This window comes from Nocardia iowensis (assembly GCF_019222765.1).
Taxonomy (GTDB): Bacteria; Actinomycetota; Actinomycetes; order Mycobacteriales; family Mycobacteriaceae; genus Nocardia; species Nocardia iowensis.
Window position 1 is genome coordinate 4157779 of record NZ_CP078145.1, and the last position, 14109, is coordinate 4171887.

The 14109-nt window shown below is 65.2% G+C and carries 16 protein-coding genes and 1 pseudogene; 4 read left to right on the forward strand and 13 right to left on the reverse strand.

The annotated features are described in order from the left end of the window. Nucleotides 1–158: 158 nt before the first annotated feature. The 5 genes and pseudogenes from KV110_RS19160 to KV110_RS19180 form a co-directional block, all read right to left on the reverse strand. Nucleotides 159–650, reverse strand: a complete 492-nt coding sequence (locus KV110_RS19160; protein WP_218477705.1) for a pyridoxamine 5'-phosphate oxidase family protein — start codon at nt 648–650, stop codon at nt 159–161. After that, nucleotides 647–1135, reverse strand: a complete 489-nt coding sequence (locus KV110_RS19165) for an SRPBCC family protein (protein WP_218478641.1) — start codon at nt 1133–1135, stop codon at nt 647–649. The genes KV110_RS19160 and KV110_RS19165 overlap by 4 nt, the downstream gene beginning before the upstream one ends. A gap of 12 nt (nt 1136–1147) precedes the next feature. Further along, nucleotides 1148–1453, reverse strand: a pseudogene (locus KV110_RS19170) (ArsR/SmtB family transcription factor); the annotation flags it as partial. A 255-nt stretch (nt 1454–1708) separates the two neighbouring features. After that, nucleotides 1709–2887: a GGDEF domain-containing protein gene (locus KV110_RS19175; RefSeq protein WP_218477706.1), complete on the reverse strand. Its 1179-nt coding sequence runs from the start codon at nt 2885–2887 to the stop codon at nt 1709–1711. A gap of 264 nt (nt 2888–3151) precedes the next feature. Beyond that, on the reverse strand, nt 3152–3805 hold the full coding sequence (locus KV110_RS19180) for a hypothetical protein (RefSeq protein WP_218477707.1): 654 nt from the start codon (nt 3803–3805) through the stop codon (nt 3152–3154). Between the two features lie 270 nt (nt 3806–4075). Here KV110_RS19180 and KV110_RS19185 point away from each other — a divergent pair, with 270 nt between their 5' ends. After that, nucleotides 4076–4612 (forward strand): MarR family winged helix-turn-helix transcriptional regulator, encoded by a 537-nt coding sequence (locus KV110_RS19185; RefSeq protein WP_218477708.1) that lies wholly within the window; start codon nt 4076–4078, stop codon nt 4610–4612. Here KV110_RS19185 and KV110_RS19190 read toward each other — a convergent pair. Then, the gene (locus KV110_RS19190; RefSeq protein WP_218477709.1) at nt 4609–5103 is read right to left on the reverse strand and encodes a phosphoribosyltransferase; all 495 of its coding nucleotides are present in this window, start codon (nt 5101–5103) and stop codon (nt 4609–4611) included. The two genes, KV110_RS19185 and KV110_RS19190, sit on opposite strands and share 4 nt — an antisense overlap. 362 nt (nt 5104–5465) lie before the next feature. Here KV110_RS19190 and KV110_RS19195 point away from each other — a divergent pair, with 362 nt between their 5' ends. Further along, nucleotides 5466–5828 (forward strand): hypothetical protein, encoded by a 363-nt coding sequence (locus KV110_RS19195; RefSeq protein WP_218477710.1) that lies wholly within the window; start codon nt 5466–5468, stop codon nt 5826–5828. A 13-nt stretch (nt 5829–5841) separates the two neighbouring features. On the opposite strand, the gene KV110_RS19200 is transcribed toward KV110_RS19195, so the two are convergent. The 4 genes from KV110_RS19200 to KV110_RS19215 all read right to left on the reverse strand — a co-directional run bounded on the left by KV110_RS19200 (nt 5842) and on the right by KV110_RS19215 (nt 10115). Then, entirely contained in the window at nt 5842–6186 is a 345-nt protein-coding gene (locus tag KV110_RS19200; protein WP_218477711.1) for a hypothetical protein, read from the reverse strand. A 117-nt stretch (nt 6187–6303) separates the two neighbouring features. Then, nucleotides 6304–7596 carry an aspartate--tRNA(Asn) ligase gene (gene aspS / locus KV110_RS19205; protein ID WP_218477712.1) on the reverse strand — a complete coding sequence of 431 codons (1293 nt, stop codon included), beginning with the start codon at nt 7594–7596 and terminating at the stop codon, nt 6304–6306. A gap of 215 nt (nt 7597–7811) precedes the next feature. After that, on the reverse strand, nt 7812–8549 hold the full coding sequence (locus KV110_RS19210) for a DUF6882 domain-containing protein (RefSeq protein WP_343224192.1): 738 nt from the start codon (nt 8547–8549) through the stop codon (nt 7812–7814). Between the two features lie 90 nt (nt 8550–8639). After that, complete coding sequence (locus KV110_RS19215; protein ID WP_218477716.1) at nt 8640–10115, reverse strand: carboxylesterase/lipase family protein; 1476 nt, start codon at nt 10113–10115, stop codon at nt 8640–8642. A 65-nt stretch (nt 10116–10180) separates the two neighbouring features. Here KV110_RS19215 and KV110_RS19220 point away from each other — a divergent pair, with 65 nt between their 5' ends. Next, nucleotides 10181–10768, forward strand: a complete 588-nt coding sequence (locus KV110_RS19220) for an NAD-dependent epimerase/dehydratase family protein (RefSeq protein WP_343224193.1) — start codon at nt 10181–10183, stop codon at nt 10766–10768. Between the two features lie 22 nt (nt 10769–10790). On the opposite strand, the gene KV110_RS19225 is transcribed toward KV110_RS19220, so the two are convergent. Both KV110_RS19225 and KV110_RS19230 read right to left on the reverse strand, forming a co-directional pair. Beyond that, entirely contained in the window at nt 10791–11276 is a 486-nt protein-coding gene (locus KV110_RS19225) for an SRPBCC family protein (RefSeq protein ID WP_218477718.1), read from the reverse strand. Further along, a complete protein-coding gene (locus tag KV110_RS19230; RefSeq protein ID WP_218477719.1) occupies nt 11273–11608 on the reverse strand; it encodes an ArsR/SmtB family transcription factor in 336 nt (111 codons plus the stop codon). The genes KV110_RS19225 and KV110_RS19230 overlap by 4 nt, the downstream gene beginning before the upstream one ends. A gap of 113 nt (nt 11609–11721) precedes the next feature. On the opposite strand from KV110_RS19230, the gene KV110_RS19235 reads away from it, so the two are divergent. Continuing rightward, on the forward strand, nt 11722–12402 hold the full coding sequence (locus KV110_RS19235) for a class I SAM-dependent methyltransferase (RefSeq protein WP_246634636.1): 681 nt from the start codon (nt 11722–11724) through the stop codon (nt 12400–12402). A 47-nt stretch (nt 12403–12449) separates the two neighbouring features. Here the strand turns inward: KV110_RS19235 and KV110_RS19240 are convergent, their stop codons facing one another. Beyond that, nucleotides 12450–13994, reverse strand: coding sequence for a M28 family metallopeptidase (locus KV110_RS19240; RefSeq protein WP_218477720.1), 1545 nt, complete (start codon nt 13992–13994; stop codon nt 12450–12452). Nucleotides 13995–14109 lie beyond the last annotated feature (115 nt).

A 14109-nucleotide genomic window follows, 5' to 3' on the forward strand; every position in this document is an offset into this window, starting at 1 on the left:
AGCCCAGCGCAGAGCGGCATAAGCGGATAATGGCGATGCGCTCTCTGAGTTCTTGGCTGACCGGAGTCAGTCAGTCTCCGATCAGCCCGGAGCCTTGTAGAACTTGCCGCGAAAGTACCCGCCGCCCATGGTGTACCAACGGTTTCGGTTCGCTCGTGCTAGTCGATCGGCCGATCGAGCCATTGGCCGTCTGCCATAACGGTGCGTCCGGTGAACTCGTGGAATCCGTTCCATACCTGTATGCGTTGTGGAGCGAGTTGGATGTAGACGAAACCTGGCATGGTGCGCGGGTCGTGTGACACCTGGGCGTATCCGTCGGCGGCGGTGGGGTCGATCGCATCGACGGGTATGAGCGATGCGGTGGCCTCGATCATGATCACGTCGGCGGTGTCTCCGATGGCGACTCTGGCTCGTGGAGTTGCGTGGAGGTTGGCGACGGTGCGACTGTGCTCGAACGTCGCCGTGGTGAGGGTGTTCGTGTTCCAGGTGTAGGAAACCGGGATGAGGTGCGGGCCGTACCCCTCGCCTGCGGTAGCCAGCCACATTTGATGGTTGGTCCCGAGTCGTTTCAGCGCGTCCGCGCGCCGCTGGCCGAGGCTGCGCGGGGTGGGCGGCTGCATGGGTTCGGTGGTTGTGTTGTCGACTGTCATCGGATGCCCTTGCCAAGTATGTTGGCGAAGCGCGGTAGGTAAGCGGGCCAACCGGTCTCGCCGTTCACACAGTCGTGGATCGTCTGCCAGCCCTGGCCGTGGCGCTCGATATGGCGGTGCTCGAGTTCTACCCGGGTACGTTGCGCGGTTTCGGCGATGAAGCGGACCTCGACTTCGCTGGTCTTGTCCGGGTTCGACTCGATCTGCCATCGGGGGTCGATGTTCCAGCTGAACACCAGGTGATGCGGTGGCTCGTAGGCAAGCACCCGCGCCCACCGGCACTCGGTCCCGTCGACTGCCCGGTCGTAGATGTGGCCTCCGACGTGCGGCTCGAACACGGTCTCGGCCAGCTCCACGCCGAGGATGTTGTGCTCGGGTGGCTTGAAATCACCGAACCGCTCGGTGAACACCGCGAATGCGTACTCGACCGGCGCCTCGACGACGATTTGTGTCCGCACCGTCGCCGCCGTGGTTCGTGTGGTCATGCCATCTCCTATACCGCTGTGCTCGACCGACTGCTTGTAGGCCGCCATCGTCTTGGTCCAGAAGCCGTCGAGTCGCGCACGCAGAGCCGCGGCGCCGTCCGGGTCGACCCGATAGATGCGCCGGTTGCCGACCGGCTGGTCGATCACGAGGCCCGCATCCTTGAGCACCTTGAGGTGCTGCGACACGGCGGGCCTGCTGACCGGCAGTTCCGCGGCCAGCTCGCCGACCGTTCGCGCACGCTCGGCCAGGCTCTGGAAGATCAACCGGCGTGTGCGGTCACCGAGGACACTCCATGCGTCGGATTCGTAAGTTTTCACTAACGGTCAGTCTCTACTTACCGACTTGGCATGTCAAGGACGGTTGTTTTCGGCTGCTCGCTCACTGCGGACCTCGAGGTCGGCTTCCAACTCATCGAGCCGAAACAGCATCTTCGAGTTGACATGCAGTTGCGGACATCTGACGCAAACGTGTTCGCCCCGGCGGGGAACGCCGCGGCGTAGGAGAGCGGTCCTGACGGTCGGGTGGCAACGGCCCGAGCTGAGCTCGGAAGTCTGCGGCCAACTGTCCGAGGCTTAGCCCGACCATTCGCCTGTTGCGACGCCTCCAGAGGAGGCAGCAGCATCCTGTTCGTCGGCGCTGGTGACGATGACCGCGTTACCGCCGAGACGTTTCGCCATGTACATCGCCTCGTCCGACAGCTGGAGCAGCTGCCGGCCAGTAGGTTCGGTGTGGCGGAGGTCCATCCGGGCGCCATCCCACAGTGCGACACCGATGCTCGCCGTGACTTCGACGGGAAGATCCGGCATGGTCTCGATGGCGGCACGGATCCGCTCGCCGATCTCGTCGGCCGGGTCGCGCAGGTAACCGACGAGCGCGAACTCCTCGCCGCCGGTGCGCGCCACGAGGGCATCGGGATCGACCGTCGCACGCAGGCGCTGCGCCGTGCACACCAGGACGTCGTCACCGACCGCGTGCCCGTAGGTGTCGTTGATGGTCTTGAAGCGGTCGAGATCCACTGTCGCGACATAGCTTGCCCGTGCTTTTCGCCGACGAGCCAAGCGGCGGCGCGAATCCGGAGAGTCGACGTGGCGCGACATGTGGTAATCCAGACCGCGCCGATTCATCAGGCCGGTCAGTGGATCCGTCAGGGCGTCGCGGCGCAATACCCAATGGCAGAACTGCACGATCGGCAGCACGAAAATATCGACGACGAACGACACCAGCACCACGACGACACCGAGCGCGATATCGCCCGCTCCGTGCCCTTCGCCGAGCACCATCATCAGCGACAGCACCACGATCGACAGCAATGACCAGCCGACGTGCCACAGCAGAAACCGCGGCCCGTGGAAAACGGTCACATAGCCCCCGGTGACCACGAGCAACGCACTGCCCATCGCGCCGAGCAGCCGGTCCTGCACCATGACATTGTTGGCGGTGATGGCGACATCGACCGCGGCGATCAGCACCAGCGACTCGACTTCACCCGGCCACGGCAGCAACCACCAGCGCAGCGTCCACAACACGGCGGTCGCGGCGACAATTCCGCCCTGGATCTTTCCTGCCGTTCCGTTTTGCCCGGCCGGGGAGAACAGCGCGATGGTCGTGATCGCCAGCATGACGAGACCGGCGGAGCCGAGCATTGCCTTCAACGGCCGCAAGGCCGAATGCACGTCGAGCGTGTCGACCAGCCAGCGATAGTCGATGTGCTCGCGCCACCAGGATTGGAACACCGATTGACCATCGCCCACCAATTCACCGCCTCACACGGCAACCGCGCACGATCTGGGTTGCGCAGACTGTTGGAACGAGCACACTCAGTGGGCAAAGGCCCGAAGGGTACCGACCCTACCAAGATTCTTCCACTTGGCAATACTTCTGTAGGCAACCAATACTCTGCCAACACCGTTCGCGCGAATTGTCCTTATTGAATTGTCAACCCGGCGTGCTCGCGGGTTACGGCACGACCTCGACCACGTCGCGGTTGCAGCGCCGAATTCGATCGGTCTTCGCCGTCACCGCCGCGTCGCTTGGCTCACTCCCGCGGTGTGGTTCGTATGTGCACAGCACAACTCGATTAGTAGTACGAAAGCTATCTGATACCAACAGGTTGATGTTGCCGCGTCCGATCGATGCTGGAATGAGCCAAGGATGACGGCCGCGAGACCCGATTCTCTTGTGCACTTCACGAATTCGGCTGCGGCCGAGCCTGTGTCTGGAGGCCGGTCCCGGACCGGCCGATGCCGCGATGATCGGCGGGAAATAATCACCTGCACGATCAATACCAGCAGTACCGCCATCACAGCCGCGAAAAGCGCAGTACGCCAGGCAAATTCAAACAGCTGACGCAGCTCGGCGCCGGACCGCTGCGGGGTGGGCATAGTGGCGGCGATGGCATGCGGCAGTGGGGCAAGCAGGTCCGCGTGGGCGCCGAGTTGGCGTTGCGCGGCGGCACCGGCGCCGGTGGCGGCCGCCAGGAACACTCGGTCTCCGGCTCCGAGGCGTGCCGCGTGACGCAGGCCAGTCGGAAGCCACAGGTGGCCGCGCCCGGGAACACGAACACTCCGCACCCGGGCGCGGGAGATGACACCGATCCCGTTGCGGACCTGCCAACACAGCCGATCGCCGTTATTCCATCCCAGGGCGTCGACGACGAACCGGTCGATCACCCGACCGTTGAGATCGAGCGAGCACCGAATACCGAGGTCAGCCTGCCCGACTGGCGGGGCACCAGGATCAAGGCCAGGGGAAGGCATGCCGGGACGACACCGGTCGAGCCTGTCAACCCCGGCAGCGTCGACGGGACAACCGCAGCGATCTCAGCCATGCCCACCGCCGCCGCTCTGCGCGCAGCTACTCGGACGACGGACCTTCGACCGTCGCACAAACACCGTAAAAGCACACGTATAGCAGGAAACTCGCTGGAGTAAGGTGTTTGAATGCCCGAAGAAGCGCATCCCACTTCTGCGGTGCGTGTCGATCCGGTCGTCATGCCCGGCGCCACCGCAACCGCAGGGGACTCCGCCCTCGACCTGCTGTCGTTGGCGAACCAGTTGTGTTTCGCTCTGTATTCCACGTCGCGCTCGATGACCGCGGCCTATCGGCCCTACCTCGAGGCGATGCAGATCACGTATCCGCAGTACCTTGCCCTGCTCGCGCTGTGGGAACGGCCTGGGATGACGATGAAGGAGCTGGGCGAGCAACTGCGCCTGGACTACGGCACCGTCTCGCCGCTGATCCAACGACTGCAGGCGCACGGTTTCGTGGAAAGCGTACGCAGCGTGCACGATCGGCGCTCGGTGGAACTCCGCGCGACCGAAGCGGGCGTCGCCCTGCAACGTCAGGCCAGGGAGATGATCGAGTCGGTGCTCGCCGCGGTCGGCTGCCCGATCGATGACCTCGTCGTGCTGCGCGATCAGGTCAATGCCCTCGGCGAGCGGCTGGACGCGATCGCGGGCGAGCGGCGGGAACACTAGGCGTCGAGCACCTCGACCCGTCGCCGCACCACCGGCGGCTCGGTCGACCACGGGAAGTTGATCCAGCGATCGGTGTGCTTCCAGACGTATTCGCAGTCCACCTCCGAGCGCGGCTTCTGATAGACCACCGCACAGCGCACCTCGGCGACGTGGTGCTCACAGAAGTCGCGCACCAGCTTGAGGGTGGCGCCGGTATCGGCGACATCGTCGGCGACCAGGACGGTGGCGCCCGCCAGGTCCACCGCCTGCGGCACCGGCGGCAACATCACCGGCATGTCGAGGCGCTGGTCGATGCCGGTGTAGAACTCGACATTCATCACGTGCAGGTTCTTCACGTCCAGCGCGTAACCGAGCGCGCCCGCCACGAACAACCCGCCACGGGCGATCGACAGGATCAGATCGGGCTCGAACCCGTCGTCCGCGATCGTGGTCGCCAACTCCCGACTCGCCGATCCGAACAATTCCCAGGTCAGCACTTCCCGATCCGCCATGGACCCTCTCTCCCTCGATTGCGACTGCGCACAGAGCATACGAGTAGCCGGCGCTGTGCCCGCCCTCACGTGCCAGATCGACATCGTGCAGCGAGGTCGGGGTCCGCCGAGCACATATTCCCAAGGACGAGTCGAAGCAAACCCGAATAACTCGTGGGTGCCATTAGCCGCGATCGCATTTGGCAGAGTTTCTTTCCGGCTTTTCGGTGTGGGCGCGACACCCGGTGTGAAATCGAACAATGCGTCCCGCCATTCCGCTACGGTCGCGTTATCGCCTGTTACCTCGAACCAGTTCGGCCGCGTCGAACCGCACCGCAACGGTGCCTGCGCGTACTGCGGCCAATGGACCGAAACCGAACAGAATGGGGATTGTCATGCGTATTAATCCGGCCCGGATCGCCGCCCTCGCAATCATCTTCGTTTCGGCGGCGGCCGGTCTGACCCTCGCCTCTGTCGCCAACGCCGACGAGCCATGGATCTACGTCTGTGACGACATCGAGGAGCCCGAGGAGGTCGGCGCGAAAGGCGCGGGGAACTGTCAGGCGCACAATGGCGCGCCCGACGCGGGGCCGATAAAGCAGAAATTCAAGCTCCACCAGCGGGGCGTCGAGCCGAAGCCCGGGATTGTCGCCGTCTGTGAAGGCGAGTCCGGGGACGCCTTCGGTGCAGCGTCCCTTCCGGAAAAAGTCGATGGATTCGGTTGCTACGTCTATGAAATGCGCTGATATCCGAGCTTGCTCAGCGCTTCCATGAGTCCTTGAAGCTCCGTATCGCACCAATTCCGGAAGCGGACAGATCGGGCCACGGCGGTCGGCGGAAAATCGCGAGCGTGAAGATCACCGCCGCCGCCAACCCGATGAACTCGCCGAACAACGCCAACCGGTTGGTATCGACCGCGGCCTCCCAGTGCACCTTGCCGTCGTTGATAACGAAGATCCCCAACGGCGACGCCGCGAACGGCCCACCTCCGGCCCTGGTGACCGTAATGATGGTGGACCCATCAGCGGTCTCGAACGGTTCCCCGAAGACGCGCAAGCTGCCCACGTCCGGCCCGATCCGTCGCACACCTCTACCGATAGTCATGCTCCCCGCTCCCTCTACCCGCCCACTGGCCTACACCGTACCGCCGAAGGTCGGCGAACGGGACATGGTTGTGGCGAAACGCGAGTAGCGCCACGGTGATGTCCCGTTCGATGAGCTTCAGGGCCGGAGGCGGTGGAGGTCTCGAGGGAAGAGGGTGGCTTGGCGGATGTTGTCGGCTTCGGTCAGGCGGGCGACCCAGCGTTCCAGGCCGATGGCGAAGCCGCCGTGGGGTGGCATGCCGTGGCGCATGGCCTCGAGGTAGGGGGCGTATTCGGCGGGGTCTTCGCCGCGGGCCGCCAGTGCCGCGAGGTAGTCGGCGTGGTTGTGCAGGCGCTGGCCGCCGGTGACGAGTTCCAGGCCGCGGAAGAGGAGATCGAAGGAGTTCGTCCAGCGTGGGTCGCTTGGTTGCGGGTGCGTATAGAAGGGACGTTTCGCCGCCGGATAGCCCTCTACCGCAAGGAAATCCGAGTCGAACCGCGACTTCGCCCAGGCGCCGAGGAAGCGTTCGTGCTCGGGCGTGAGGTCGGGTTCGGTCGGTGCCGCGCCGACGAGTTCGATGGCTTCCCGAAAGTGGATGATCGGGATCTGCTCCGGTATCGACGGCAGCTGCGCGCCAACGGTTTCCACTGCGGCTCCGGCCTTTTCGTTGATCGTGTCGACCATCGCGGCGAGCGCGTCACGCAGTTGCGCGAGCACATCGCGATGGTCGCGGATGAAGCCGAATTCGACGTCAAGGGACACATATTCGGCAAGGTGCCGGGCGGTGTCGTGGGGTTCGGCGCGAAAGACCGGGCCGACTTCGTAGACCCGCTCGAAAACGCCGGTGAGGATCTGCTTGTACAGCTGCGGTGACTGGGCGAGGTACGCGGTCGCACCGAAGTAGTCCAGCGGGAACACGTTCGCGCCGGATTCGGTGGACTGGCCGACGATCTTGGGCGTCGTGACTTCGGTGAAGCCCGCGCTGTCCAGGTGGCGGCGGAAGCCGGTCATCGAGGCGGCAGCGATCTTCCACACCGCCTGGCGGGTGGGGTGGCGCCAGGTGATTGCGGCATGGTCGAGTGCGGTGGGCAGGGTGACGCCGAGTCCAGGGCGCCACAGCTCGATGGGTGGTGGTTCGGACGGTGCGGTCAGCGGCTGCACCGTCGGATCGATGATTTCGACGCCGCCGGGTGCCTTTTCGCTGCCGATCGGCGTACCGGTCACGCGGACGACGGTTTCCTCCGGAAGTGTCGAAACCTGTTCGCGGACAAGGGGATCGGTGACCACTACCTGAGCGAGACCGGATCTGTCGCGTATCACGACGAACGTGACGGTCGCGAGTTGTCTGCGCCGGTGTATCCATCCCTCGACGGTCACCGATCCGGTCCGCGTTCGAGTCGCCGGTAGGGCTGAACACAGTGTGCGTGACATCAGTTTCACCTCCTGGTTGCTATCCCCGGGAGGTGTGGGCGATCGGGTCCGTCGCGGTGCCACCACACCTTCGCAGCGCGATGCTCGCTGCCTCTACTGGTCGATTTCTCAGTCGGTGACCGGCCGACGCGGCTCGGAGTTCGTCACGCTCGTCGTCGCCACGCTTTTATCGTAACTGGTTGAATCGACGACGCCAGCGATTAATGCCGTGCGCCCTACGGGCGGCTTTCCGCCCCGTGCACTGTCGACATGGCGGTGACGAGTCCGTTCTCGTCGAACGCGATAGTGACTTCGACACCCGGGCCCGCGAGGAAGAGTTTCGAGCTGTCCTCATTGAAGGTCGGGTTCAGTCCGCGCTGCATCCCGTAGCTGTGTATCGCGCGCTTGTGATCGGGCAGGCCGAGCTGAAAGACGCCATTCAGCACGTGTGTTGTCCGCGGCAGATCGGGGGCAGGCGGGACGAGGTCGGGGTGCTCGATCAACACCGCGAGCCGCGTACCACCACCGACATCGCAGCTGTACCAGGTCCAACTGCCGGACACCGCTTTGGCCAGCTCACCCATCAGCCAGGTGACCCGATTCGGCTCGGTCGGCGCACCCGGCAGTTCGGCGAACGCGACCTCGGCCATGTGCAGCGCCGAAATCCCATGCCGCAGGCCGTAATCCCGGACAGACCGGGCCAACTCGGTGACCTCGGGCGGATACCAATCATTGTTCGCCCAACTCCACAGCCAACTCTGCGGCCCTGGCGCGGCCGTCCCGAGCACATGGAACCGGGTGCACGACAACGGACGATCCCCGAAGAACTCGAACCGCGGCGGCTCATAACTCACCTGCCACCGATGCTCACCCAACACCTCGATGCTGTGCTCCTGATGTTCGAAAGACATTAATGCCGCATCATCGAGCAACTGTTCAACCGTGGGTGACTCGTCGTGCAGATAACCGTTCACAACCCCCAATCCTGGTCGATCCCCACACCTCCCACACCCCCCTAGAAATAAGGTCCATTAAGTTCGCGGGGATCGGGTAAAGCCCCCGTCTCAGATCACGTCGGTCCAGAGACGCAATTCGTCGGCGCGAGGGTTGTGGACGAGCTGGGAGCGCGGGGTGTTGAAAGTCATTACCGGTCGGGTGCCGAGGTCATAGGGGGACCAGCATGGGGAGCGGCCGTGAGCGAAATCGACCCAGGTGTGGTGCATTTCGGAGGCGAGGGTTTGCGGTGGCGTATCCGCACCGGTCATCATCGACGTTCCCTTGGCGGTGAGTGTGTCGAAGACGAAGGGGAGCTCCAGGGCGTGGCAGGAGCGTAGGTCCAGATGCGTTGTAGGCCACGCGAATTCGTAGACGTGGGCGGTGCCGCCGGTCGCCTCGGCCAAGCGGGCGGCCGGGACGCGGAAAGCCAAGTCGGTGAGGATGACCGCGAAGAGGTCACCGGGGGTGGCGGCGGGGCGGTTCGCCGCATAGGTGTCGGCGATCCGGGGGTCGAGCCCGCGGGCGGTGAGCTGCTCGGTGAGTGCTTCCGCGGTGAGGGCGGTGGTGAGTCCGGCGGGGGCGGTGAAGAGGCGGAACTCGTCGGCGGTACTGCCGATGATGAGGGGGATGTCCCGCGCTGCGCCGGCGGCGATGGCGTCGATGGGGCGCTCGGTGAGGGTGTGCCCGTCGATGGTGGGCATGAACGCCATGAGGCCGAGGGCCGCGGCGATGATCGATGTGCCCCAGCGGTCCGGGTTCTGTTGAAGGGTGAAGTCGCGCACCAGGTTACGTTCGGCGTCGAGGAGCGCGGGAATGGCGGCGGTATCTGGACTTGTCTCGAGTCGATTCGCGAAATCAGCGGCGACCAGGCGGGCGTCTTCAAGGGTGCAGGCGACGGTGCCGCTGCCGCTCTGGATGATCGCGCGCCGGAACAGACCCGTTGCCAAGGGTGAAGCCAGCAGGGCGGCGACGCTCATCGCGCCCGCGGATTCACCGAAGAGGGTGATCTGGTCGGGGTCGCCGCCGAAAGACGCGATGTTCTCGCGGACCCAATGCAGGGCGGCGATCTGGTCGAGGAGACCGCGGTTGGGTGGGGTGCCGTCCAGGGCCGCGAATCCGATGGCGCCGAAGCGGTAGTTGATGCTCACCAGCACGACGCCGTCGCGCGCGAAGGCATGGCCGTCGTAGACCGAGACGGCGTTGGAGCCGATGCGGTAGGCACCGCCGTGGATCCAGACCATGACCGGTAGGCCCGAGGCGCCGGGGTCGGGAGTCCATACGTTCAGGTTGAGGAATTCCGGGCCGTCGATGATGGGGTTGTGCAGTATCGACCGCAAGGGTTCCGGATACCCCAATTGTGGTGCGGTCGGGCCGTATCGGGTCGCGTCACGCTCATCATCCCAGCTGGGAGCCGGACCGGGAGCTCGGAACAGTGCGGCACCCGACGGTGCGGCCGCATACGGGATGCCGAGGAAGGCGCCCACCGACCTGGTGACGGTGCCGCGGACCTTGCCCTGCGGTAGGGCCACTACTGACGCGTGCATCCAGGCTCCTCACCTCGCCGCCGACCCCTTGAACGTCTCACACTCGGATAGCTCACTAGGGTGAAATGGTGCGGATCTTTCTGGCCGGGGCGACCGGCGTCATCGGAACACGATTGGTGCCGCTGCTGGTCGGGGCGGGCCACGTGGTCGCGGGGATGACCCGTTCGGCGAGCAAAGCGGAGCAGGTGCGCGCCGCGGGCGCCGAGCCGGTGGTCTGCGACGTATACGACCTGGACGCGCTGACCGCTGCCGTCGTGGCTTTCCGCCCCGACCTGGTGATGCACCAGCTCACCGACCTGCCCGACGACGCCACTCTGCTTCCGGAACTGGCTGGTGCGAATGCGCGCATCCGCACCGAGGGCACCCGCAATCTCGTCGCCGCGGCCCGCGCCGCCGGTGCGAAACGCTTTCTAGCCCAGAGCATCGCCTGGGAACCGGCAGGCGGGCGCGGTCAGGTCATCCAGGACCACGAAGCCGCCGTCCTCGACATCGATGGCGTGGTCGTGAAGTACGGCCAGTTCTACGGCCCGGGAACCTATTACGAAGACGAACTCCCGACACATCCGCGCGTCCACGTCGAGGACGCTGCGGCCCAAACGATTCCGCTGCTGGAGGCATCGAGCGGCGTCGTGATCCTCGCCGACACGGCGTAACGAACTCCGCCGCAGCGCAGGATCAGCCCTGCGCCTCAGCGGTTTTGGCGAACACCTCGAGAATGGTGCTGTAGCCGCCGCCCTGCTCGACGATGGTGTCGTGCAAGGCCTGGCCTGCCACGAGCCGATCCAAATGGCGGTGCTCGAGGGTAACGCTGGTCTGCTCCGGTCCTTCAGCGGTGAAGCGAAACTCGATCTCACTGGCGTGGGCGGGGTCCGGGTCGAACTGCCAGTAGCCATTGATCTGCCAGGTCACCAGAATTCGGTTCGGCGGCTCCCACTCCAGCACCCGCCCCCAATCGCATTCACTGCCGTCGACACCGACCTCATACCAGCGCCCGCCGACCTGGGGTTCGAGAATCGCATCGGCCATCTCGGCTTGCCCGATGTGATAGGCCGACGGCCACCAGCTGCCGAAGGATTCGGTGAAGAACGCGAACGCCTTCTCCACCGACATCGCCACGGTCGCTTTGCCTTGCAGTATTGGCAGGGGAGTGGGTGTGCTCATGAATGCTGCTCCTGTTCGGGATCGGTCGCCGCCACGTCGGCGGCCTTCTGAAAAGCGGTCAACGCGTCATCCCAGATCCGCTGGAAATACGCCTGAATCGCGGCGACACCGTCCGGATTCAGCCGGTAGATGCGCCGCGTGCCTTGGGCTGTGGCCACGACCAGCCCACCGTCGCGCAGCACCCGCAGATGCTGCGAGACCGCCTGCCGGGTGATCGGCAGCCGCTCGGCCAGCTCACCCACCGAACAGGGCTCGCGGGCCAGCAGCTCGAAGATCGCTTGACGGGTCGGATCGCCGAGAATCGCCAGATCGACGTCTTTGAAAGCGGCCACGTACGTAAGTGTGCACTTTCATAAGGTGGTGTGCAAGGGCAAGCGATGGGTTCCGAGCGTCGCTGGACCCGGTGGCCCACCCGCTACCGTGGCGGCATGCCGATAATGGGGGCGTGAAGAGCGACGAGGCGCCGACGGGTGGCGAAAGTCCAGACCTCGGTGCGGCCCAGCGTGCGCATTGGCAAACCACCTACGACGCTCATCCGGGCATGTACGGTGAGCAGCCGTCGGCGCCCGCGACCCAGGCCGCCGCGCTCTTCCGAGCGGCGGGGGTCCAGGACGTGCTCGAACTGGGTGCAGGCCACGGCCGGGATGCCCTGCACTTCGCGCGATGCGGATTCACTGTCCACGCAACCGATTTCAGTAGCGCGGGCCTGCGACAGCTGCGAGAACGGGCCGACGCCGAAGGCCTGCCGGGCGTCACCACCGGGATCGTCGATGTCCGAGACCGACTGCCGCTGTCCGACCAATCCGTCGACGCGGTGTACGCCCACATGCTGCTGTGCATGGCGCTGTCCACCAAGGAGATCTTCGCTCTCGTCGACGAGATCCGCCGGGTGCTGCGCCAGGGCGGCACCTTGTTCTACACCGTGCGGCACACCGGCGACGCACACTACGGCTCCGGAATCGACTGTGGCGACGACATTTTCGAACACGGTGGCTTCGCGGTGCACTTCTTTCCCCTGAGCCTGGTCGACCAGCTCGCGGACGGCTGGGATCTGCGGCAGGTGGACGAGTTCGAAGAAGGCGAGCTCCCGCGACGGCTGTGGAGCGTCATCCAAACACGCCGCTGATCCGGCCCGAATGGATCGGGCCGGATCAGGGGGTTCGCGGACAGTCGTTACTTGATGAGTCCGCCGTGGTACATCTGGTCCTTTCCGCGCTGCGTGGCAGCAGACTTCGTCGTCGCGCGGCTGGGCGGGTCAGCGCTGAACGCGTAAGTCGCGACCGAGTAGGCGATCGCACCGGTGTTCACGGCCAACGCCCGGTCATTGATGTTGGCGATCGTGTCGCACGGCGAGTGGTAGCAGGGGTCGTAGGCCTTGCCTGCCTCGCCGCCGAACATCTGCTGCTCCTCCGGCGTCTTGATGCCCTCCGCGCCGGTGAACAGGCCACCGGCCGGGATGCCGACCGCGATGAACGGGCCGTAGTCCGAGCGGCCGTCGAACGGTGTCGGAACATGGGGGATGCGGAGCATGTCGAAGTAGCGAGCGAAGTTCTTCTCGATCTCCGCCGAGCCGGCCGGCCCGCCCTCACTGCCGTCATAGATCTTGAACGCGTAGTTCGGTGACCCGATCATGTCGAAGTTGAGGTAGAGCCTGAGCTTGTTGCGATCCGCCTCGGGCAGGTTCGCCACGTAGTGCTCCGAGCCGAGCAGGCCGAGTTCCTCGGCGCCCCACCAGGCGAACCGGACCTTGTTCTGCGGCTGGAACGCGGCCATCCGCAGCGCCACCTCGAGCAGCCCGGCGCTGCCGGAACCGTTGTCATTGATACCGGGGCCACTGACCACGGAATCGAGGTGTGCCCCCGCCATCACGACCTTGTCCGCGTTGCCGCGCTTGGTCTCGGCCAGCACGTTGTGGGTTGTCCGCGTCGTGCTCTCGGTGTCGGTCTTCAGCCGGACGACCGTGTTCGCCGGGGAGGCGAGGTCCTCGCCGACGGCGAAGCTGGTGCCGACCACCGGCACGGTGACGCCGGGCCCGCCGAGCGTCCCGGTGAAGGTGTCGGTGCGACCGGGTTGTCCCTCGTTGAAGATGATCACGCCGGATGCCCCTGCGGCCTGGGCGTTTCGTGCCTTGTCGGCGAAGGGACAGGTACCGCGCTGAAGCAGGGCGATGTTGCCGGATTTGAAGCCCGCGAAGTCCTGGGCCTCACAGCCGGAGGTCGAGGACGGTTCCGGCGAGGGTGGCAGGACGAGATCGACGCCCTGGACCGTCGCCGTCGGATTGCCCGAGCCCGAGTAAGTCAACGTGGCGAAATCGCCGAGCTGACTGCCGCCGGGAGGGGTCGGCCGGTACGTCTTGGGCTCTGGGGAGATTTGCTCCATGACCGCCGTCGACCGTTCCTGGAAGAACGGAAAATCGAATTTCTGCAGCGTCACTTGATAGCCCGCGCGGCGCAGCTTTTCGGCCACGTAGTCGCGCGAGGCGTCATAGCCAGGCGTGCCCGCGGCGCGGTTGCCGCCGTTGGCGTTGGCGATGTTCTGGAATGCCTCCAGGTGCCGTTTGATGTTGGGTGCCTGGACCGACTCGGCCAGTTGTCGCTCAGGTGGTGCGCCGGGGTCGGCATATGCCGCCCCGGCCAGTCCGAGCGATAAAACGAGGGGCACAGCGGCGGTGGCGGCGATAACACGGCCGGTTCTGACGCGGCGGAAGATACGGGGCATGTCGGCTCCTCCAAAGGACGGAAAACTCCCGATCGTCGGAGGTTAAGCCGGTATATCGCATTGGGGAAACCCCAGTTGAACTACTGGGGAAGGGAATTCGCTACGATCGGCCGAC

Coding starts and splice junctions, on each gene's coding strand:
- KV110_RS19160 (WP_218477705.1), bottom strand. CDS start 650: ATGACAGTCGACAACACAACCACCGAACCCATGCAGCCGCCCACCCCG.
- KV110_RS19190 (WP_218477709.1), bottom strand. CDS start 5,103: ATGGCGGATCGGGAAGTGCTGACCTGGGAATTGTTCGGATCGGCGAGT.
- KV110_RS19240 (WP_218477720.1), bottom strand. CDS start 13,994: ATGCCCCGTATCTTCCGCCGCGTCAGAACCGGCCGTGTTATCGCCGCC.
- aspS (WP_218477712.1), bottom strand. CDS start 7,596: ATGTCACGCACACTGTGTTCAGCCCTACCGGCGACTCGAACGCGGACC.
- KV110_RS19185 (WP_218477708.1), top strand. CDS start 4,076: ATGCCCGAAGAAGCGCATCCCACTTCTGCGGTGCGTGTCGATCCGGTC.
- KV110_RS19195 (WP_218477710.1), top strand. CDS start 5,466: ATGGGGATTGTCATGCGTATTAATCCGGCCCGGATCGCCGCCCTCGCA.
- KV110_RS19220 (WP_343224193.1), top strand. CDS start 10,181: ATGGTGCGGATCTTTCTGGCCGGGGCGACCGGCGTCATCGGAACACGA.
- KV110_RS19200 (WP_218477711.1), bottom strand. CDS start 6,186: ATGACTATCGGTAGAGGTGTGCGACGGATCGGGCCGGACGTGGGCAGC.
- KV110_RS19165 (WP_218478641.1), bottom strand. CDS start 1,135: ATGACCACACGAACCACGGCGGCGACGGTGCGGACACAAATCGTCGTC.
- KV110_RS19215 (WP_218477716.1), bottom strand. CDS start 10,115: ATGCACGCGTCAGTAGTGGCCCTACCGCAGGGCAAGGTCCGCGGCACC.
- KV110_RS19225 (WP_218477718.1), bottom strand. CDS start 11,276: ATGAGCACACCCACTCCCCTGCCAATACTGCAAGGCAAAGCGACCGTG.